The 18,448-nt window shown below is 64.1% G+C and carries 17 protein-coding genes and 1 pseudogene; 6 read left to right on the top strand and 12 right to left on the bottom strand.

Annotation, left to right across the window (positions count from 1 at the left end; genetic code table 11):
* Nucleotides 1-23 precede the first annotated feature (23 nt).
* Nucleotides 24-1,037, bottom strand: a complete 1,014-nt coding sequence (locus ACVILI_RS11295; protein ID WP_038644925.1) for an isopenicillin N synthase family dioxygenase — start codon at nt 1,035-1,037, stop codon at nt 24-26.
* A 103-nt stretch (nt 1,038-1,140) separates the two neighbouring features.
* Between ACVILI_RS11295 and ACVILI_RS11290 the strand changes: the two genes are divergently transcribed.
* Nucleotides 1,141-2,085: a nucleoside hydrolase gene (locus ACVILI_RS11290; RefSeq protein WP_038644923.1), complete on the top strand. Its 945-nt coding sequence runs from the start codon at nt 1,141-1,143 to the stop codon at nt 2,083-2,085.
* Nucleotides 2,086-2,188: 103 nt separating this feature from the next.
* Complete coding sequence (locus ACVILI_RS11285) at nt 2,189-2,860, top strand: TetR/AcrR family transcriptional regulator (protein WP_019860008.1); 672 nt, start codon at nt 2,189-2,191, stop codon at nt 2,858-2,860.
* A gap of 52 nt (nt 2,861-2,912) precedes the next feature.
* Here the strand turns inward: ACVILI_RS11285 and ACVILI_RS11280 are convergent, their stop codons facing one another.
* Together ACVILI_RS11280 and ACVILI_RS11275 are read right to left on the bottom strand one after the other, a co-directional pair.
* Nucleotides 2,913-3,437, bottom strand: a complete 525-nt coding sequence (locus tag ACVILI_RS11280) for a hypothetical protein (RefSeq protein ID WP_038644921.1) — start codon at nt 3,435-3,437, stop codon at nt 2,913-2,915.
* 12 nt (nt 3,438-3,449) lie between these two features.
* Nucleotides 3,450-4,280 carry a class I SAM-dependent methyltransferase gene (locus ACVILI_RS11275; protein ID WP_038644919.1) on the bottom strand — a complete coding sequence of 277 codons (831 nt, stop codon included), beginning with the start codon at nt 4,278-4,280 and terminating at the stop codon, nt 3,450-3,452.
* A 77-nt stretch (nt 4,281-4,357) separates the two neighbouring features.
* Between ACVILI_RS11275 and ACVILI_RS11270 the strand changes: the two genes are divergently transcribed.
* A complete protein-coding gene (locus ACVILI_RS11270) occupies nt 4,358-5,266 on the top strand; it encodes a LysR family transcriptional regulator (RefSeq protein WP_038644917.1) in 909 nt (302 codons plus the stop codon).
* Nucleotides 5,267-5,313: 47 nt separating this feature from the next.
* Here the strand turns inward: ACVILI_RS11270 and ACVILI_RS11265 are convergent, their stop codons facing one another.
* The 5 genes from ACVILI_RS11265 to hisS form a co-directional block, all read right to left on the bottom strand.
* Nucleotides 5,314-6,417, bottom strand: coding sequence for a calcium:proton antiporter (locus tag ACVILI_RS11265; RefSeq protein WP_202360554.1), 1,104 nt, complete (start codon nt 6,415-6,417; stop codon nt 5,314-5,316).
* Nucleotides 6,418-6,486: 69 nt separating this feature from the next.
* Nucleotides 6,487-8,259, bottom strand: a complete 1,773-nt coding sequence (locus tag ACVILI_RS11260) for an AMP-binding protein (RefSeq protein WP_038644913.1) — start codon at nt 8,257-8,259, stop codon at nt 6,487-6,489.
* 102 nt (nt 8,260-8,361) lie between these two features.
* Entirely contained in the window at nt 8,362-9,060 is a 699-nt protein-coding gene (hisG, locus tag ACVILI_RS11255) for an ATP phosphoribosyltransferase (protein ID WP_038644911.1), read from the bottom strand.
* Nucleotides 9,057-10,178: an ATP phosphoribosyltransferase regulatory subunit gene (locus tag ACVILI_RS11250; RefSeq protein ID WP_038644909.1), complete on the bottom strand. Its 1,122-nt coding sequence runs from the start codon at nt 10,176-10,178 to the stop codon at nt 9,057-9,059. Before ACVILI_RS11250 ends, hisG begins: the two co-directional genes overlap by 4 nt.
* A 178-nt stretch (nt 10,179-10,356) precedes the next feature.
* Nucleotides 10,357-11,853, bottom strand: coding sequence for a histidine--tRNA ligase (gene hisS / locus ACVILI_RS11245; RefSeq protein ID WP_064986455.1), 1,497 nt, complete (start codon nt 11,851-11,853; stop codon nt 10,357-10,359).
* Between the two features lie 350 nt (nt 11,854-12,203).
* Between hisS and ACVILI_RS11240 the strand changes: the two genes are divergently transcribed.
* Nucleotides 12,204-12,455 carry a hypothetical protein gene (locus ACVILI_RS11240; protein WP_019860017.1) on the top strand — a complete coding sequence of 84 codons (252 nt, stop codon included), beginning with the start codon at nt 12,204-12,206 and terminating at the stop codon, nt 12,453-12,455.
* Between the two features lie 87 nt (nt 12,456-12,542).
* Here ACVILI_RS11240 and ACVILI_RS11235 read toward each other — a convergent pair whose 3' ends face one another.
* Nucleotides 12,543-13,181, bottom strand: coding sequence for a DNA-3-methyladenine glycosylase I (locus ACVILI_RS11235; protein ID WP_038644905.1), 639 nt, complete (start codon nt 13,179-13,181; stop codon nt 12,543-12,545).
* A gap of 215 nt (nt 13,182-13,396) precedes the next feature.
* On the opposite strand from ACVILI_RS11235, the gene ACVILI_RS11230 reads away from it, so the two are divergent.
* Together ACVILI_RS11230 and ACVILI_RS11225 are read left to right on the top strand one after the other, a co-directional pair.
* Nucleotides 13,397-14,131, top strand: coding sequence for a L,D-transpeptidase (locus ACVILI_RS11230; RefSeq protein ID WP_038644903.1), 735 nt, complete (start codon nt 13,397-13,399; stop codon nt 14,129-14,131).
* Between the two features lie 261 nt (nt 14,132-14,392).
* Nucleotides 14,393-15,313 (top strand): bifunctional 5,10-methylenetetrahydrofolate dehydrogenase/5,10-methenyltetrahydrofolate cyclohydrolase, encoded by a 921-nt coding sequence (locus ACVILI_RS11225; protein ID WP_019860020.1) that lies wholly within the window; start codon nt 14,393-14,395, stop codon nt 15,311-15,313.
* Between the two features lie 10 nt (nt 15,314-15,323).
* Here ACVILI_RS11225 and glcF read toward each other — a convergent pair.
* From glcF to ACVILI_RS11210, 3 genes and pseudogenes are all read right to left on the bottom strand, one after another.
* A pseudogene (glcF, locus tag ACVILI_RS11220) lies at nt 15,324-16,650 on the bottom strand (glycolate oxidase subunit GlcF).
* A gap of 10 nt (nt 16,651-16,660) precedes the next feature.
* The gene (locus tag ACVILI_RS11215; RefSeq protein ID WP_038644899.1) at nt 16,661-17,866 is read right to left on the bottom strand and encodes an FAD-binding protein; all 1,206 of its coding nucleotides are present in this window, start codon (nt 17,864-17,866) and stop codon (nt 16,661-16,663) included.
* Complete coding sequence (locus ACVILI_RS11210; RefSeq protein WP_038644897.1) at nt 17,863-18,447, bottom strand: ASCH domain-containing protein; 585 nt, start codon at nt 18,445-18,447, stop codon at nt 17,863-17,865. The genes ACVILI_RS11215 and ACVILI_RS11210 overlap by 4 nt, the downstream gene beginning before the upstream one ends.
* Nucleotide 18,448 lies beyond the last annotated feature (1 nt).

The raw sequence follows: 18,448 nt of genomic DNA, 5'->3' as shown, positions 1-18,448 counted from the left end.
CCCTTTCTCTTGCTTGTTTGCCGTTATGCGCCGGCGGCTTCCGCCGCCTTCTTCTTGCGATAGTGGTAGTTCTTGTCGATGCGCTCCATCAGATAGTCGCCGTAGAGCACCGGCCCGTATTTCGGCTGCGTGCCGGCCGGCACGCAGACCGACAGCGCCTCGATCGTCTCGTCCATGGATGGATCGAAGAAGAAGGGCTGCGAATAGCGCTCGCGTCCCGACCGGTTGATGACCCGGTGCGGCGTCGAGACGAACTGGTCGTTCGACCAGCGCGCCAGTATGTCGCCGACATTCATCACGAAGGAATCCGGGACGGGAGGTGCCGGAACCCAGTCGCCGGCCTTGTTCTTCACCTCAAGGCCGCCGACATTGTCCTGCGCCAGCAAGGTGATGAAGCCATAGTCGGTGTGCGGCGCCGAGCCGAAGAGGCCTTCTTCCTGGGGCTGGGTCGGATAGTGCAGCAGCCGCAGGAAGGTGGTCGGCTGCTCGAAATGGCGGTCGAGACTGTCGGAGGGCAGTCCGAGCGAGAGCGCGATGGCGCGGACCATCTTGCGCGCGAGCGTTCCCATCTCCTCGACATAGCGCTCTATCGTCTCCCTGAAACCGGCAAGCGCTGTTTCGTCGGGCCATTGGTTGGGGCCTTGCAGCGGCTTTTCGGCCAGGGTCCTTGGATCGTCGGCGCCGACCTCGTGCATGAAGAAGATCGATTCGCTCTGGTTGGGCTTGCTGACGGTTGCCACCGACGAGGTGACGATGGTCGAACCGGCAAAGGGCAGATAGCCGCGGAAATTCCTATCGATCTTCAGCTTCGCCTTTTCCTCCTCGGGCAAGGCAAAGAAGCGCTTGCTGGCTTCGCGCACGGCTTCGACATCGGAGCGCGGAATGGGGTGCCCGGTTACATAGAGGAAGCCGATCGTCTCGAGATAGCGGCGCAGCGTCGCCGCCGTTGCCCGGATGGCGCCCTCATCGTCGCCATAGAGCGCCGAAACGTCGAGGATCGGAATTTCGGAAAAATCGCCGCGCTCTTGTGCATCCATTTTCGAACACCCTGTCTTGAACATAAGATACAGTACTGTATTTCTACACATCCGAACGGCCTCATCAATAGGCTTTCGATCGCGAAAGGAAGAGTGCTGAAACATGGCACCACGCAAGATCATCATCGACACCGATCCGGGTCAGGACGACGCCTTCGCCATCCTCTTCGCGCTGGGGTCGCCGGCCGAGCTCGACGTGGTCGGCATCACCACGGTCGGCGGCAACGTGCCGCTTGCCCTGACGTCGAAGAACGCACTGAAGGTGGTGGAGCTTGCCGGGCGGCCTGATGTGCCGGTGCATGCCGGATGCCCGGCGCCGATGGTGCGCAAGCTGATCACCGCCGAATATGTTCACGGCGAAACCGGCCTCGACGGCGCCGATCTTCCCGAACCGGTGACGCCACTGCAGAGCGAACACGCGGTTAATTATCTCGTGCGCACCATCATGGACGCGCCGGAGGGCGAGTTGACCGTCTGCACGCTCGGGCCGATGACCAATCTCGCAATGGCCATGACCATGGAGCCGAGGATCGTGCCCCGGCTGCGCGAAGTCGTGCTGATGGGCGGCGGCTTCTTCCAGGGCGGCAACGCCACGCCTGCGGCGGAATTCAACATCTTCGTCGATCCGCATGCCGCGCATAAGGTATTCGACAGCGGCGTGCCTGTGACCATGGCAGGCATAGACTGCACCTACACCGCGCTGATGACGCCGGAATGGCTCGACCGACTGCGGGCAACCGGCAGCCGGGCGGCGATCGAGGCCGCCAATCTGGCCGACTTCTACCGCCAATACGGCACGCACAAATTCGAAACGCCGGCGCGCCCCATCCATGATGCCTGCGTCACCGGCTATCTGCTGGCGCCGCAAATCTATGAGCAGCGCCAATGCGCGGTGACGGTCGACATCGTCTCGCCGGAGACGATCGGCATGACCGTGGTCGACTGGTGGCATGTGACCGGCCGGCGGAAGAACTGCAACGTCCTGCGGCGCATCGATCCGGCGCCATTCTTCGAACTCATGCTGGAGCGGATCAGCGCATTGCCCTGAGCTGCGCCTTCCGCGATAGATGGACACTTGATGAGTCGCGAAGCGCATCGAAGCCGGCGAACGGGTTGCAGGCGTCGCATATGGCGATGAAGGTCTTGATCAGATGAAAGCGGACCCTGCCCCGGCCCGGGCCAAAAGACCGAAGGCCGCCCCGCCTGCGAAGCCGGCGCGGCAGACGCTCAGCCGCGAGGCCTGGATCACGGCTGCGCGCAAGGTGCTGGAGAAGCGCGGCATCGGTGAGGTCAAGATCGACCGCCTGGCGCACCAGTTCAAGGTGACACGCGGCAGTTTCTACTTCCACTTCGCCAGCCTGGCCGACCTTCGCGACGGCCTGCTGCAGGAATGGCGAAACACCAATTGCGCGCCGTTCTGGGCCATGCGCGACGTGCACGACATAGACGGCCTGCAATTCTTCACCGACATCGTGCATGTCTGGGTCGATGAGGCGCCTTTCAGCCCGCTGCTTGATCTGGCCGTGCGCGACTGGTCGCGAACGTCGAAGAAGCTGGCGCAGGAGGTCAAGGACATGGACGATCTGCGCATCGCGCTGTTGATCCGCTCCTTCCGCGCCATGGGCTATCCGGAGGACGAAAGCCTGGTCCGGGCGCGCATCACCTATTTCCACCAGATCGGCCAGTATGCGCTGTCCTTCAAGGAGGATCCGGCGGTGCGCAGGAGCTACCAGCCGCTGTTCGGAGAGGTGCTGCTTGGACCGCTCGTGCAGGAACCGGGCTCGGCGCCACGGCCGTCGGAGATTCAGAGCGGACGGCGTTAAAGGGCGTGCCAGCGATAGCGGGCTGCGGTGCGTCCAGCGACCTGCCAATCATCTAGGAAGCAGCCGCATCACCTGCCATGGCGCGAGTCGCGTTCTGCTGGGGACGTAGCAGAAAATAGAACGCGGCGACGTGCGTGATCATCAGCAGCGGCACGTAGATGACCGGGATCGCATAGGTCGCACCCAACAATCCCGCATGGGCGGGAAGACCGGCCTGGATCGCTTGGTAATAATCGACGATGAGGTCGATGGTCCCGACGACATTGAAGGCAACGACGAATAACCAGAAAAGCGGGCGTACCCTCACGGCAGACAGTGCCAGCATGGCCAGCACCCCGGTTGCGAAGTCGCCGTCGGCGGCGAAGGTAGCGAAGCTTGCGGGCAGGTCGGGGCTGACGACGCCCGGAAGGATGAAGACGAGCCCGAAGAAACGGAAACTGTGCAGGGTGGCAATGGCGCGTTGCGCTGCGACCCCGTCCATCGAGCTCAGCCAGGGCCAGATGTACACACCGAAGCACAGCAGCCATACAACATAGCCGAGAACGAGCTGGATCTGAAAAAGGACTTCCGTCGACATTGTGGTCTCCCGTCAGCTGTTGGTCGACGCGGCCTCGAACACCGCGGTCAGGATGCCGAGCCGGCCTTCCATGAGGTTTCGTCCCAGATTGGCTGCAAGCTCGGCGAAGTCCGGCCCCATCACCCCGCCGAGATTTGGCGAAGGCGGCGGACCCGACGCCCGTAGTTGCGCGAACCAGGCCTTGGCGGTCTCGGTGTCGTCTTGCCATGCCAGCATACGGAAGCCGGCCGGCTCGATCGCCTCACGCGTCGCATCGATTGTCATGAGGAAGCTCGTCGCCGGTGTTCGCGCCCAGGGAAGCGGATAGTCCGGCTGCCCGCCGCCTAACACGACATCGAAGGTGGCAAACCTGCCGCCTGATTTCAGCACGCGCCGAATCTCACGATAGAGCCGCCCCCGGTCGAAGATGTTCATTGCTACATGCTGCAGCAGCACGATGTCGAAACAGCCGTCATCGAACGGAAGCTCCAGGGCGTTGGCGGTCTGGAAAGACAGCCGCTCGCCCTGCCCCGTGCGCTCGGTCAGGTAGCGCGCGGCATCCACGAATGGCTCGCTGAGGTCCACGCCGGTAACCCGGCAGTCATAAGTCGCAGCCAGGAAGCGCGCCGGCCCGCCGACGCCCGAGCCGACGTCCAGAACCGACATGCCAGCGATGATGTCAGCCAATTGAGCAAGCTCGGCGGTGGCGGCAAGCCCACGGGTGTGAAACTGGTCGAGGGTGCCCAGTTGCTGCGGCGTGAGAAGCTGATCCTCAGGGCCAAGAGCAGCCAATACCGCCCTCAACCGTTCAGTCAGGCCGGTCGCGCGATAGTGGTCGCGCACTCCATCAAGTTCATCGGTCATGGCAAGATGCTCCTGTCTCAAGCTCTTACCTAAACCCGCTTCCATCGTTCGACTATCCGCTGTAATTACAACAACCCATGAAGCAGAACTACACAATCCGGCACGGGGCGCTGGAGGGCGTCGAGGTGTTCCTGGCTGTCGCCAGACACCGCAACTTCCGCCGCGCCGCCGCCGATCTCGGGGTGACGCCATCGGCTGTGAGCCAGGCGGTGCGCGTGCTCGAAGCGCGGCTTGGTGCGGCGCTGTTTGTCCGCACGACGCGCAGTGTCGGTCTGACCGAGGCCGGTCAGCGCTTCCTCGACCGTGCCGGCCCTGGCTTCGAGGAGATCGTCGCCGCAGGCGAGGCCGCGCGTGATGTCGGCCAACGACCGACCGGCCTGCTGCGCCTGTCGGTGCCGCGCGCCGTCGTGCCGTTGATCCTTGAGCCGGTGATCGCGTCGTTCTGCCAGGCCTATCCCGAAGTCGAATTGGAGATCGCCGCGAGCGACGAGATGGTCGATCTGGCGACAGGCGGGTTCGATGCCGGCATCCGCCTCGGCCAGTTCATTGCCACCGACATGGTGGCGGTGCGGCTGACCCCGTCCTTCCGGTTCGTCGTCGTCGGCAGTCCCGACTATCTCGATCGCCAGGGCCGCCCTGAGCGTATCGACGATTTGCGCCGGCATGCCTGCCTGCGCCTGCGCCGTTCCAACGGCGCCATCGCGCCGTGGACATTCGTCGACGGCAACGAAGCGATCGAGGCGATGGTCTCAGGTCCGCTGATCGCCCACGACTATCCGACATTGCTCGGCGCCGCGATGCGAGGGATTGGGCTGGCGCAGATCCCGCGACCGGTCGCCGAAGGTCCGATAGAACAGGGAAAACTCGAGCCTGTGCTGGACACCATCGCGGCGACGACGCCGGGCGTCTTCCTCTATCATCCCGGCAAGCGCCAGATCCTGCCGAAGCTGCGCGCCTTCATCGATCACCTCAAATCCTCGGTCTGAGGCAGCGAAGGATGTCGGAGCCTGATCGCTCACTTGCACCAAAGCTCTCATGGTATAAATATCAGAAATATATAGGTAAAAAATACGACAAGATGGACCATTCCGGTCAAGAACGTCGTTCTTTCCGTGCTGAAACTTACATTGCATATGAAAAGCGCCAGGACCAAAAGGACCGCATCAGCAGCCGGCAGCCCCAGGGTCAGTCCTCTCCCCGTCAGCAGGCTGGCGGCTGCGACTGCCGGTATGGTCAGGCCGATCGTGGCGCAAGCCGAGCCCATCGCGACATTCAAGCCGCGCTGCAGCTCGTTGTTGAGTGAAGCGCGCACCGCCGAAATGGCCTCCGGCATCAACACCAGCCCCGCGATCATTGCTCCGACAATGCTGTCAGCCTGGGTCACCTGGTAGGCAACGAGCGTATCTTCGACGCTTGCCGCGACCTGCTCGGCGAGCATGACAATTCCGATCAGCCCGGCCATCAGCAGCAGAGCGCTGGAAGAGATGTTCTCGTGAGGGGCAGCGCGCACCGAAACGTCGTGTGGTTGTCCTTGGATAAAGTCTTCCCGGTGCCGGACCGTCTGCGCGAACACGAAGCTTGCATAGAGCAGCACTGAAAGGACGCTGACGAAACCAAGTTGGGCTGCGGAAAACGTGCCGGGATCCGTGGTCTGGGTGTAGGTCGGCAGAATAAGCGTCATGACGGTCAGCGCGATCAGAACCGCCAGATAGGCACTGGTCCCCTGCCGCACGATGGCCTGCTTGCGATGACGCCAGCCGCCAAACGCGAGACACATGCCGACGACGCCGGTGGATGCGATCATCACCGTCGAGAAGACGGACTCCCGTGCCAGCGTCGGGTTGTTCTCTCCATGCAGCATCATGGAAACGATGATCGACACTTCAATTGCCGTGACGGCAAACGTCAGCACCAGCGTGCCGTACGGCTCCCCTACCCGCCGAGCTACCGCCTCGGCGTGGTCGAGCACCACGAAAATGGTGACGAACATGATCGCACTCGACAGCGCACCGACAAGGATCCTGGCGTTCAGCAAACCCTCGTCCACGGACAGCCCGCTGGCTCTGACCGCGACAGCCATCGCTAGCGCAGCGAGGGGCATCGCGTAGGAAATCGCCGATCGTCCGAAACCGCTCATCCAAGCCCCTGTGCGCTTCTGCGAACCTTGGCTGCATTCGCGCACCGACAGATCGAAGCGTTCACCCGTTCACGCCGTCTTCTGCGCCACCAGCCCCAATTCCTCGACCATCGCCTGACGCATCAGGAACTTCTGCGGCTTGCCGGTCACCGTCATCGGCAATTCGGTGCGGAAGCGGATGTGGCGCGGGATCTTGTAGTGTGCGATCTGGCCCGCACAAAAGGTTTTGATCTCCTGCTCGGTGGCGATCTGGCCGGGCTTGAGCACGATCCAGGCGCACAGCTCCTCGCCATATTTCTGGTCGGGAATACCGAACACCTGCACCTCCCTGACCTTGGGATGGCGGTAGAGGAATTCCTCGACCTCTCTGGGATAGACGTTCTCGCCGCCGCGGATCACCATGTCCTTGACCCGGCCGACGATGTTGCAATAGCCCTCGGCGTCGATGGTGGCGAGGTCGCCGGTGTGCATCCAGCCATCGGCGTCGATCGCCTCGCGGGTCTTTTCGGCGTCGTCCCAATAGCCCTTCATCACGGAATAGCCGCGTGTGCAGAGCTCGCCCGGCGCGCCGACCGCGACGGTGGAGCCGTCGGCGTCGATGGCCTTGACCTCGACATGAGGGTGGATGCGCCCGACGGTGGAGACGCGCTTTTCCAGAGGGTCGTCGACGCCGCTCTGGAAGGAGACCGGGCTGGTCTCGGTCATGCCGTAGGCGATGGTCACCTCGGACATATGCATCAGCGACACCACCTTCTTCATCACCTCGATCGGGCATGGCGAGCCGGCCATGATGCCGGTGCGCAGGCTGGAGAGGTCGAAGGTCGCGAAATCCGCATGGTCGAGCATGCCGACGAACATGGTCGGCACGCCATAGAGGCCGGTGCAGCGCTCCTGCGCCACGGCCTTCAGTGTGGCGCACGGATCGAAACCCTCACCCGGAAACACCATGGTCGCACCCTTGGTGACGCAGCCCATCGTGCCCATCGACATGCCGAAGCAGTGATAGAGCGGCACCGGGATGCAGAGCCGGTCGTCGACGGTGAGCTTGATCGCCGAGGTCACGAAATTGCCGTTGTTGACGATGTTGTGGTGGGTCAGCGTCGCGCCCTTGGGCGCGCCCGTCGTGCCCGAGGTGAACTGGATGTTGATGGCATCATTCGGCTTCAGCCCCTCGGAAATGCGGTCAAGACTATCATGCTCGTCGCGGCCGGCCATGGCCAGCACGTCGGCAAAATTGAACATGCCCGGCGAATTGTCCTCGCCCATGCGGATGACGATCTTCAGGGCCGGCAGTTTTTGCGCCTTCAGCTTGCCTGGCGTGGCCTTGGCGATCTCCGGCGCCAGCGTCTCGATCATGCCGAGATAGTCCGAGGTCTTGAAACTGGCGGCCGTGACCAAAGCCTTGCAGCCGACCTTGTTCAGCGCATATTCCAGCTCGGTCAGCCGGTAGGCCGGGTTGATGTTGACCAGGATCAGGCCGATGCGGGCGGTGGCGAACTGCGTCACCAGCCATTCCCAGCGGTTGGGCGACCAGATGCCGACGCGGTCGCCTTTCTCGAGACCCAGCGCCAGGAAGCCGGCGGCGAGCGCATCCACCGTGTCGGACAGTTCGCTCCAGGTGAAGCGCTTGTCCTGGCCGACGAAGACGGCGGCATCTTGCGTGGCGTATTTGCTTGCGGTGTCGGAGAAAAGCGCCGGAATGGTCTTGTCGAGCAGCGGCACCTTGCGCTCGCCCGAGACATGCGCCCTGCCATCGATGGGTGCGATAAAGACGCTGCCGGCGCGCGCAGCGCGGCCGCGCAGATTGGTGGCGTTCTTCAGCTCGTCGAGATTGACCGGCATCGCTGTTTCCTCCCCAGGCCGCGCCGAGTCTATCAGCCCGGCGGGGCAGTGGAAATCCTGTCGATGGTCGTGGAGTTCTGGTCCCTCGGACGGACGGGATGGCTATCCGACCGCCACCGCCATCTTCGTAGCGATGTCGCGCAAGACCGCCTCGTCAGCCGCCGAACGCGATTTGCGCGATGCCACCAGACAGGCCTGCGACTTCAAGACCACGCCGTCGCCCAGCACCTTGAGATGGTTGGCGCGCAGCGTCGAGCCGGTGGTGGTGATGTCGACGATGACGTCGGCCAACCCAGCCGCCGGCGCGCCTTCGGTGGCACCCAGGCTCTCGACGATGCGATAGACCTGGATGCCGTGTTTTTGCGAAAAGAACTGCTGCGTCAGCCGCCAATATTTGGTGGCGATGCGCAGCCGCCGGCCGTGGCGCTGGCGGAAATCGGCGGCGACGTCGTCGAGATCGGCCATGGTGTCGACATCGAGCCAGATTTCGGGCACCGCCACCACGACATCGGCATGGCCGAAGCCGAGACGGGCGACGATCTCGGCGCGGGCTTCCCAGTCGGCGAGATTTTCGCGCACCAGATCCTCGCCGGTGATGCCGAGATCGACCGCACCCTGGCCGATTTCGCCTGCAATCTCGGAAGCCGACAGGAAAGCGATCTCGACATTGTCCAGGCCCTCGACACGGGCATGATATTTGCGCTCGTCGCCGGGCAGGCTGATGGCGAGGCCGGCCTTGGCCAGCACTTCCAGCGCCTGTTCCTTGAGCCGGCCTTTCGATGGGATCGCCAGCGTGATCATGGTGCCGTCTCCCGCAACGCCTCGATGCGGTCGACCCAGACGGAAAAGCCGACGCCGGGGATCGCCGTCTTGGCGCCAAGCAGCGTCAGCAACCGATCGTAGCGGCCGCCACCGGCCAGGGGACGCTCGCCGCCTTGCGCCGCGATTTCGAAGACCACACCGGTGTAATAGTCGAGCGGACGGCCGAAGGCGGCATCGTAGCGGATTTTTTCCGCCGGCAAGCCATGCGCCTCGATCGCCTTGGCACGGGCAGCGAATTTCTCCAGCGCGGCACCCAGCGACAGCCCGGCACCGGCAGCAAAGGTTTCCAGCGCCTCAGCCGCACCATCGAGCGGCACGTCGATCGCCAGAAAATTCTTAAATGCCGCGAAGGCTTCGTTCGACAGCCGCACACTGCGCAATTCGGCCTTCTCGATCAATCGCCGCGCAATGTCTGTGGGCGCGCGTCCGGCCGATGCCGACAGGCCTGCCTCCTCCATGCCGCCGGCAATGTGCGTGGAAAGACTTTCGAGATCCCCGTCGAGGACAAGGGCGGCGACCTCGCCGGAGAGCTGGCCGTTGCGCGGCGGGTTGGCGAGGTCGGCAAGTGCCGCCTGCAGCATCGGCGCCGAGCCGAAGGCTCGGGCCAGCCGCATGCGCCAGCCGCGCGGCAGGCCGAGTGCGGCCAGCACCGCTTCGAAGATGCCCTGGTCGCCCAGCGTGACCGCCAGCGACCGGCCGGGCAGCACCAGCGACAGCAGCGCATGCGCGTCGGCCACGGAGCGGGCGTCGGCCTCAGCGGTGTCGCGGTCGCCAAGGTCCTCGATGCCGGCCTGGAAGAACTCGTTGCCGCCTTCGCGGCGCTGGCGAAACACTTCGCCGAGATAGGAATAGCGGCGCGGCGTGCCGGCCTGCGAGCTTATATGGTCGAGGCAGACCGGAATGGTGAATTCCGGCCGCAGGCACAATGTCTGCCCGGTCTCGCTTTCGGTGAGGAAGATGCGGCGGCGCAGATCCTCGCCGGCCATGTCGAGGAACGGGTCCGCCGGCTGCAGGATGGCGACCTCGACCGCGTGCGTGTTGCGCGTGGCGAAGAGGCTGGTGATGTCGGCCGCGATGGCGGGGAAGCGGGAGGTCATGTGGCGCGCCCTTCCCTTCTCCCCTTGTGGGAGAAGGTGTCGCCGAAGGCGACGGATGAGGGGTGTTCCAGCGAAGTGAGACGCTGGCATTCCCTGGAGCACCCCTCAACCGTCTCGGCGCTGCGCGCCGATCCACCTTCTCCCACAAGGGGGGAAGGGAAGAACAGCGCGGCGCTCATCATTTCGCCCGTTCCTCGGCCTGCGCCGCCAGGATCTTCTTCACCTCTGCGACCAACTCACTTTCCGCAACCGTCACCTGCGCCGGGCGCGCGGCGCGCCATTCGGCGTTGTCGGTGATTTCGGCGGACATGCGCGCGCCTTCGATCAGGTCCTTGATCTGCAGTTCGCCCTTGGCGCGCTCGTCGCCGCCCTGGATGACAGCGACCGGGCAACCGCGCCTGTCGGCATATTTCAGCTGCGCCTTCATGCCGGCGCCGCCGAGATACATTTCGGAACGAATGCCGGCGGCCCGCAACTCGCTGACCATCTTCTGGTAGCGGCCGAGGCTTTCGGTGTCCTTGTCCATGACCAGGACCACGACCGGCGCGATCACATCGGCGCTGTCGAGCTTGCCGAGGTTCTTTAGCGCCGTCATCAATCTGGAGACGCCGATGGAAAAGCCGGTCGCCGGCACCGGCTCGCCGCGGAAGCGCGAGACCAGGCCATCATAGCGCCCGCCGCCGCCGACCGAGCCGAAGCGCACGATCTGGCCGTCCTCATTGGGGATTTCGGCCAGGAGTTCGGCTTCGAAGACCGGGCCGGTGTAATATTCCAGGCCGCGCACCACCGAGCGGTCCATGGCGATGCGGTCTTCGCCGTATCCTGCCGCCCTGACCAGGGCTTCGATCGTCGCGAGTTCGCCGACGCCTTCCTGATAGGTCGCGTTGGAATTGACCACGGAATCCTGGCCGGCCTGCGCATTTCTCGCGGTTGCTTGAAGAACCGCCTCGGCTTGCCCGTTGTCCAAGCCCGCGCCCTTGGCGAAATCGCCTTCGCCTTCCTTGCCGCCATCCCAGCGCCCCGGGCCAAGCAGAAGCTTCACGCCTTCCGGCCCGAGCTTGTCCAGCTTGTCGATGGCGCGCAGCACGGTCAGCCGGCGTCCGGCATTCTCGTCGCCGCCAAGGCCGATCGCCTCCAGCACGCCGTCAAGCACCTTGCGGTTGTTGACGCGGATGACGTAGTCGCCTCGCTTGATGCCGAGCGCTTCCATGACGTCGGCCATCATCATCGCCATTTCGGCGTCGGCGGCGACGCCCGGCGTGCCGATCGTGTCGGCGTCGAATTGCATGAACTGGCGGAAGCGGCCGGGGCCTGGCTTCTCGTTGCGGAACACCCAGCCCGAGCGGTAGCTGCGATAGGGCTTGGGCAGGCGCTCGTAGTTCTCGGCTACGAAACGCGCCGTCGGCGCGGTCAGATCGTAGCGCAGCGACAGCCACTGCTCGTCATCGTCCTGGAAGGAGAACACGCCCTCGTTCGGCCGGTCCTGGTCGGGCAGGAATTTTCCGAGCGCATCGGTGTATTCGATCAGCGGCTGGTCGGCCGGTTCGAAACCATAGAGCTCATAGACCGAGCGGATCGTCGCCATCATCTTCTCGACGGCGCGGATGTCCTCAGCGCTGCGGTCGGCAAAACCGCGCGGCAGCCGCGCTTTCGTCTTTTCCGATTTGTCGGCCATGAGATGGGTCTTTTTGCTAAGTAAAGGATGACTTATTTTCGAGTGCGCGTGTCCTAGCCGAAGCTACCGAGAGCGGCAAGGGTTAGCGCCTCTCCCTTCTCCCCTTGCGGGAGAAGGTGGCCTCGCGAAGCGAGGTCGGATGAGGGTGCTCCAGGGAATGCCAACGCCTCACTCCGTCACGCACCCCTCAACCGTCTCGGCGCTGCGCGCCGATCCACCTCTCCCACAAGGGGAGAAGGAAAGATGACTGAAACAGAAACGCACCGAGAATGAAACAATCCGCCACGGGCACGGCATCGTGCCGACACAATCGGCGCCGATACAGCGCAGGACACGAAGGGGTTCGGAACATGACCAGCGCAGCGAAATTCCATGCCAACAGCGATGCCGGCGAATTGCCTGCGCGGCTGCGCCCGGCCGGCACCCACGCGCCGAAACTGGTTGGCCAGGCTGCCGGGCCGTTCAATGTGCCCGCCGACACCGGCAAGGGCCCCTCCCTGCGCGATGCATTGGTGACCGGCCTGCTGGTGATCTATCCGACGGTGGCCACGGTGGTGGCAATCGTCGCCGGACTGTTCCTTGCCAGCGTCAACGGCACCTGAAACCGCCCGCTTCGTCGGGTTCCATATTTTCTGATCGAGGGATTGAGCAGGCGACTGGGCTTCTCCCCGTGAACGGGGAGAAGGTGGCTACGCCGGCCGCTTGAACGCCTTGCGTTCCTTCTCGACCTGCTTGCGGCAGACACAGCCCTCGAGATGGTCGTTGACCAGGCCCATGGCCTGCATGAAGGCATAGACTGTGGTCGGGCCGACAAAACTCCAGCCGCGCTTCTTCAGTTCCTTCGATATCCGCACCGAGACCGCCGTCGTCGGGTTGGCGCGCAGATGGGCGAGGTCGACGATTTCGGGCCGTTCCGCCTTGCCGGGTTCGAACTTCCAGAACCAGGCGGCGAGCGACCCGAACTCGTCGACCATTTCGCGGGCGCGCTTGGCGTTGTTGATGGTCGAGACGATCTTGCCGCGATGGCGGATGATGCCGGCATTGCCGAGCAGGCGTTCGACATCCTTGTCGGTGAAGGCGGCGACCTTGTCGAAATCGAAGCCGGCGAAGGCCTCGCGAAAATTCTCGCGCTTTCGCAGGATGGTCAGCCACGACAGGCCCGACTGAAAACCTTCAAGGCAGATCTTTTCGAACAGCCTGCGGTCGTCGGCCACCGGCCGCCCCCATTCATGATCATGATAGTGCAGATAGTCGGGCAGGTTGCCGTGCCAGAAGCAGCGCACGACACCGTCGGGACCGGCGAGCAGGCCGGTGTTTTCATTGCTCATTGCGAAAAATCCATCCGTTAACGCGCTTTAGCGCTGCTTTTACCGTGGCTTTACCAGATTCCTGAACCCGGCGGTAACCACACCAAAAAGGTTTACTGACAAAGCCGCATTTTACGCATTCCGATTCATGTTTCGGTTGCTGCTTGCGCGCCAATGATCGCTGGACCGGGGAGCGTTTCCACCCGGTGTATCAGACGATCTAAGGTGCGTTCCCGATGAAGAGAGTTGTGTTTTCCGTGTTCGGCGCCGTGGCTGTGTTTGCCGGCGTCACACCCTCGGCCGCTGGCGACCGCTATGCCGACAGGCCGCCTGTGATGGTGAGCCCCGACCTTTCCGCCCCCTGGGTGCTGCAGCTCGGCAATGCGCCCGGCATCGTGCGGCAGAACCGCCAGCAGCCGCGCCTGCGCACCGCGCAACCGGCACAGCCAGACCGCGTGCAGACGGCGGCAGTGCAGGCACCGGCGAAGCGCATGGTCATGCGCCCGCAGATCAATCCGATCTACCTGCCGCAGGAAGTCGCCTATGACGGCACGCAGAAGCCGGGCACGATCGTCATCGATACGACGCAGAATTTTCTCTATCTGGTCGAGAAGAACGGCAAGGCGCGGCGCTACGGCGTCGGCACCGGCAAGCCCGGCTTCGAATGGTCGGGCACGCACAAGATCACCAACAAGCGCGAGTGGCCGGACTGGCGCCCGCCGGCGCAGATGATCAAGCGCGAAGCCGCCAAGGGCCGTTATCTGCCGACCTATCTGGCCGGCGGCATCGAGAACCCGCTCGGCGCCCGCGCGCTCTATCTCGGCACGACCGAATACCGCATCCATGGCACCAACCAGCCATGGACGATCGGCGGCGCGGTGTCGTCTGGCTGCATCCGCATGCGCAACGAGGACGTGGTCGACCTTTATGAGCGGGTCAATGTCGGAACCACGGTCGAGGTGATACAATAGCTGCAGCGAATCACCTGGTCGGGAAGCACATCGTTTCCTGAAGTCGGAAGGAACAACGGGGGACGGGCCGTATGGGGATGCGGTCAGTCAGGAAGGGCAGCACGGGAAACCGCGCTGCCCTTCTTCTTTGATCGGCGTCCTGTCCCAGCGACAAAGCCCGCGTCGTTGCGTCGCGCAGAAGGCATGGCGCTTCGCTTTCATGCTGCCATTTTCGGCGGTCCTTTGCTATGTCGGCGCCAACGCAAGCAAAGAGTCCCTCCCATGTCCCTGCCCGACGACAGCCGCTATCTCAAGGGCGGCCCGGTTGCCCAGCGCATCATCGCCGCCGTGCGCGAGGATGCGGCGATTGCCAAGGCCGAGGGTTTTCCGCCCAAGCTGATCTCGATCACCGTCGGCGATACCGATGCCGTGGATGTCTATGTGCGCAACCAACGCGCCAAGGCGCAGCTTGCCGGCATCGATTTCGAGGAACGGCGTTTTCCCGCCACCATCACCTCGGGCGAACTGGAAGCGGCCATCCACGGCCTGAACGCCGATCCGCGCGTCACCGGCATCATCATCCAGCGGCCGGTGCCGGCGCATATTTCGGTCAAGACGCTGCAGGCGGCTGTGCATCCGCTCAAGGATGTCGAAGGCATGCACCCGGCTTCGATCGGCAACATCGTCTACAACCAGCTTGATCTGGCGCCCTGCACGGCGGCTGCATCCGTCGAACTGCTCAAGGAGACCGGCCTTGACCTCAAGGGGCTGGAAGTCGTCATCGTCGGCCATTCGGAAATCGTCGGCAAGCCGATCGCTTTCCTCTTGATGAGCGAAGGCGCGACGGTCACGGTCTGCCATCACATGACGCGATCGGTCGCAGCGCATGCGCGCCGCGCCGACGCGCTGTTCGTCGCCGTGGGCAAGCCGCGGCTGATCAAGGCCGACATGGTCAAGCCAGGGGCTGCCGTCATCGATATCGGCATCAATTCCGAGATCGGACCCGATGGGACGAGCCGCATCGTCGGCGACGTCGACACCGACAGTGTGAAAGACGTGGCCTCCTGGATTACGCCGGTGCCGGGCGGCGTCGGCCCGATCACGGTCGCGATCCTGCTGCGCAACACGATGGTGGCGCTCAGCCGCCAGCGCGCGCTGTACGAGGCGACCTACGGCACCGCGGACAGGCTGGCGGCGGAGTAAGCGCCGATCCCTACTCCGCGGCGATTAGGCTCTCGTCGCGAACACCCTCCGGCTTTGGCCCGCCATAGGCCCAGTCAAGCAGCTTGATGGTATGTATGACGGGCATGCTGGCGGCCGACGCAATCTGGGTGATGCAGCCGATGTTGCCGGTGGCCACGATCGAAGCCCCGGTCGCCTCGATATTCCTGACCTTGCGGTCGCGCAGCTTGGCTGAAATCTCGGATTGCAGGATGTTGTAGGTGCCGGCCGAGCCGCAGCACAGATGACCCTCGCGCGGCTCGCGCACAATGAAGCCGGCCTTGGCCAGCAACTCTTTCGGCTGGCGTGTGATCTTCTGGCCGTGCTGCATCGAACAAGCGGAGTGATAGGCGACGATGGTACCTGGCTTGCGCACCGGCTCCGGCAAGTCGAGGCTTGCCAGATATTCGGTGATGTCCTTGGCCAGCGCCGACACCCGCGCGGCTTTCTCCGCATAGGCCGGATCGAGCCGCAGCATGAAGCCATAGTCCTTGATCGTCGTGCCGCAACCGGACGCGGTGATGATGATGGCGTCGAGCCCGCCCTGGTCTATGGTGCGCGTCCAGGCATCGACATTCTGTCTTGCCGAGGCAAGTGCGGCCTCTTCTCGCCCCATATGATGGACCAATGCGCCGCAGCAGCCCTCACCGGGCGGCACCACGACGTCGACGCCGAGGCGCGTCAGCAGCGAAATCGTCGTGTCGTTTATGGCGGGATCGAGTACCGATTGCGCGCAGCCGGTGAGAATGGCGACGCGGCCCTTTTTGGCCCCCTGCCCAGCATGGACGCCCGGCGAGGCCATCGGCGAGGCTGCCGGGATCGAGGCCGGCGCGAGCTTAAGCATGGCGGCGAGCGGCTTTAGCGCCGGCAGCTTCTCGAACAGGCCGATGAAGGGCTTGCCGAGTTTCGCCAGTCTGAGAGCGGCGCGAAAACGCCGGGGGATAGGGCAGCACGAAGGCCAGCATGGCGCGCGTCAAGCGGTCGAGCAGCGGCCTGTCATAGGTCTCCTGGATGTGGGCGCGGGCATGGTCGACCAGGTGCATGTAGTTCACACCCGAAGGGCAAGTGGTCATGCAGGCAAGGCACGACAGGCAGCGGTCGATATGGGTGACGATCTCCTTGTCGGCCGGACGGCCGTTCTCCAGCATGTCCTTGATCAAATAGATGCGCCCGCGCGGCGAATCGAGCTCGTTGCCGAGCGTCACATAGGTCGGGCAAGTGGCCGTGCAGAAGCCGCAATGCACGCATTTGCGCAGGATCTTTTCGGATTCCGCGACATGCGGGTCGGCGAGCTGGGCGGATGAGAAATTCGTCTGCATCGCTGATGTCCTAGGCCATGCGGCCGGGATTGAGGATGTTCTTCGGGTCGAATTCCTGCTTCAGCCGCTGGCTGAGCGCTGCCAGCGCCGGCGGCTGCGGCTCGAACACCGGCAGCGCGGCGCGATGGGCAGGGGCGGCGCGCACCAGCGTCGCATGGCCGCCGCCATGTTTGCGCAACAGGCCGCGCAGCAGGGCGGCTTCGGGGTCGCCCTCTTCCATGCGCAGCCACACCAGCCCGCCCTGCCAGTCATAGAAGGCGCTGGCGGCCGCCTGCATGCGCAGGGTCAGCACCATCTGATGCGCGTGAAAGGGCGCCATCGACACGCGCCAGACCGGTTTCTCGCTGCCGTCGGCGAACGGCCTGATATCGCGCACATCGCGCCAGATCAGAGGCGAAGCCTCGCCGGCAATCTCCTCCAGCGGCCCGGCCTTGCCGAGCAGCGTCTTCAGCGCGGCGATGCGATAGGCGACCGACGGGCCAAAACCTTCAACGCGCAGCAGCGTGGCGGCGTCGCTGCCGAGCGCACCGCCGGCGACGCGCGCGGCAATGCGCTCCGGCAGATGGGCAGCGCTCGACACTTCGGCACTGGACCCGAGCGCCAGCGCCATGGCACTTGCCGCGGCATCGTCGAGCAGCCCACGGATAGCGAGCGTCACCTCGGTCTCGGCTGATGGCAGCACCTTGAAAGTGACGTCGGTGAAAACGGCGAGCGTGCCCCAGCTGTTGGCCATCAGCTTCGACATGTCGTAGCCGGTGACATTCTTGACCACGCGGCCGCCGGACTTGAAAGCTTCACCCCGGCCGGACACGACGTTGATGCCGAGGATATGATCGCGCGCCGCACCGGCCTTCAGCCGGCGCGGACCGGAGAGGTTCGCGCCAAGCACGCCGCCGATCGTACCTTTGCTCGGCTCGCCGCCGAGCAGCGGGCCATAGTCCATCGGCTCGAAGGCCAGTTGCTGGCCGTTTTCCGCCAGCAGCTTTTCGATATCGGCCAAAGGCGTACCGGCCTTTGCCGACAGCACCAGTTCGGCGGGTTCATAGAGGGTCACGCCGGTGAGTGTCGACAGGTCGAGCGTGTGTTCCGTCTGCAGCGGCCGGCCAATGCCGCGCTTGGAGCCGTGGCCGATAATTTCGAGCGGCGTCTCTTCCCCCACCGCCCAGGCAATGGTGGACAGGACCTCGTCTGACGTGGTTGGGGTCAAAGTCGTCAAAGCCTGTGCTCCCTGAGTTTTTCGAGCACGGCTTCGCCCCTTGGCGACAGCCGGTAACCGATCTCGAGGCTCTCGGTGAGCCCGAATTCCCCAAGCTTGCGGACATCCCGCTTGAACTTCAGCGTCTCGACCCCGGCCTTGGCCGCCAGGTCAGCCGCCCGCACTTCCGGATGCGCGCCGATTGCCCGCAGGATCGACGGGAAATAGCCGAGTGCCGTCTTGTCCCAGCGGGCAAAGCGTGCGGTCAGGGCGTGCCAGTCCGCATCGGAAAGCGAAGCCTCGCCGCGCAAGGCAACCCGTTCGTCGGGTTCAAGACCGATGAGTTCGATGCGATAGACCGGGGCGCCGTCGTCGGACCCCAGCATCTCCCGAAGAGCTTCGAGTGTTGGAAAGCCGGCGGCACTCGAATCCTTTTCCGACAATGCGGACATCTCCACGACCGCGATACCGCCGATCAGCACGACACCCGACGCCGTTCTCACCCGCCCGCCAGCCTTGACCGTCGGTCGCTTCCAGCGGCGAAAGGCGAGCGTCACTTCGCCCAACGCAATGGCCGCAAGGGTCTGGTCCCGGAACAGCATC

The sequence above is a fragment of the Mesorhizobium sp. USDA 4775 genome (genome assembly GCF_054062655.1).
Note: the sequence above shows the minus strand (reverse complement) of the source record. Positions and strands in the feature narration are given on the sequence as shown.

Bases quoted from the DNA above. Each gene is read 5' to 3' on its own strand.
- ACVILI_RS11295 (WP_038644925.1), bottom strand. From the start codon at position 1,037: ATGGATGCACAAGAGCGCGGCGATTTTTCCGAAATTCCGATCCTCGAC.
- ACVILI_RS11290 (WP_038644923.1), top strand. From the start codon at position 1,141: ATGGCACCACGCAAGATCATCATCGACACCGATCCGGGTCAGGACGAC.
- ACVILI_RS11285 (WP_019860008.1), top strand. From the start codon at position 2,189: ATGAAAGCGGACCCTGCCCCGGCCCGGGCCAAAAGACCGAAGGCCGCC.
- ACVILI_RS11280 (WP_038644921.1), bottom strand. From the start codon at position 3,437: ATGTCGACGGAAGTCCTTTTTCAGATCCAGCTCGTTCTCGGCTATGTT.
- ACVILI_RS11275 (WP_038644919.1), bottom strand. From the start codon at position 4,280: ATGACCGATGAACTTGATGGAGTGCGCGACCACTATCGCGCGACCGGC.
- ACVILI_RS11270 (WP_038644917.1), top strand. From the start codon at position 4,358: ATGAAGCAGAACTACACAATCCGGCACGGGGCGCTGGAGGGCGTCGAG.
- ACVILI_RS11265 (WP_202360554.1), bottom strand. From the start codon at position 6,417: ATGAGCGGTTTCGGACGATCGGCGATTTCCTACGCGATGCCCCTCGCT.
- ACVILI_RS11260 (WP_038644913.1), bottom strand. From the start codon at position 8,259: ATGCCGGTCAATCTCGACGAGCTGAAGAACGCCACCAATCTGCGCGGC.
- hisG (WP_038644911.1), bottom strand. From the start codon at position 9,060: ATGATCACGCTGGCGATCCCATCGAAAGGCCGGCTCAAGGAACAGGCG.
- ACVILI_RS11250 (WP_038644909.1), bottom strand. From the start codon at position 10,178: ATGACCTCCCGCTTCCCCGCCATCGCGGCCGACATCACCAGCCTCTTC.
- hisS (WP_064986455.1), bottom strand. From the start codon at position 11,853: ATGGCCGACAAATCGGAAAAGACGAAAGCGCGGCTGCCGCGCGGTTTT.
- ACVILI_RS11240 (WP_019860017.1), top strand. From the start codon at position 12,204: ATGACCAGCGCAGCGAAATTCCATGCCAACAGCGATGCCGGCGAATTG.
- ACVILI_RS11235 (WP_038644905.1), bottom strand. From the start codon at position 13,181: ATGAGCAATGAAAACACCGGCCTGCTCGCCGGTCCCGACGGTGTCGTG.
- ACVILI_RS11230 (WP_038644903.1), top strand. From the start codon at position 13,397: ATGAAGAGAGTTGTGTTTTCCGTGTTCGGCGCCGTGGCTGTGTTTGCC.
- ACVILI_RS11225 (WP_019860020.1), top strand. From the start codon at position 14,393: ATGTCCCTGCCCGACGACAGCCGCTATCTCAAGGGCGGCCCGGTTGCC.
- ACVILI_RS11210 (WP_038644897.1), bottom strand. From the start codon at position 18,447: ATGCTGTTCCGGGACCAGACCCTTGCGGCCATTGCGTTGGGCGAAGTG.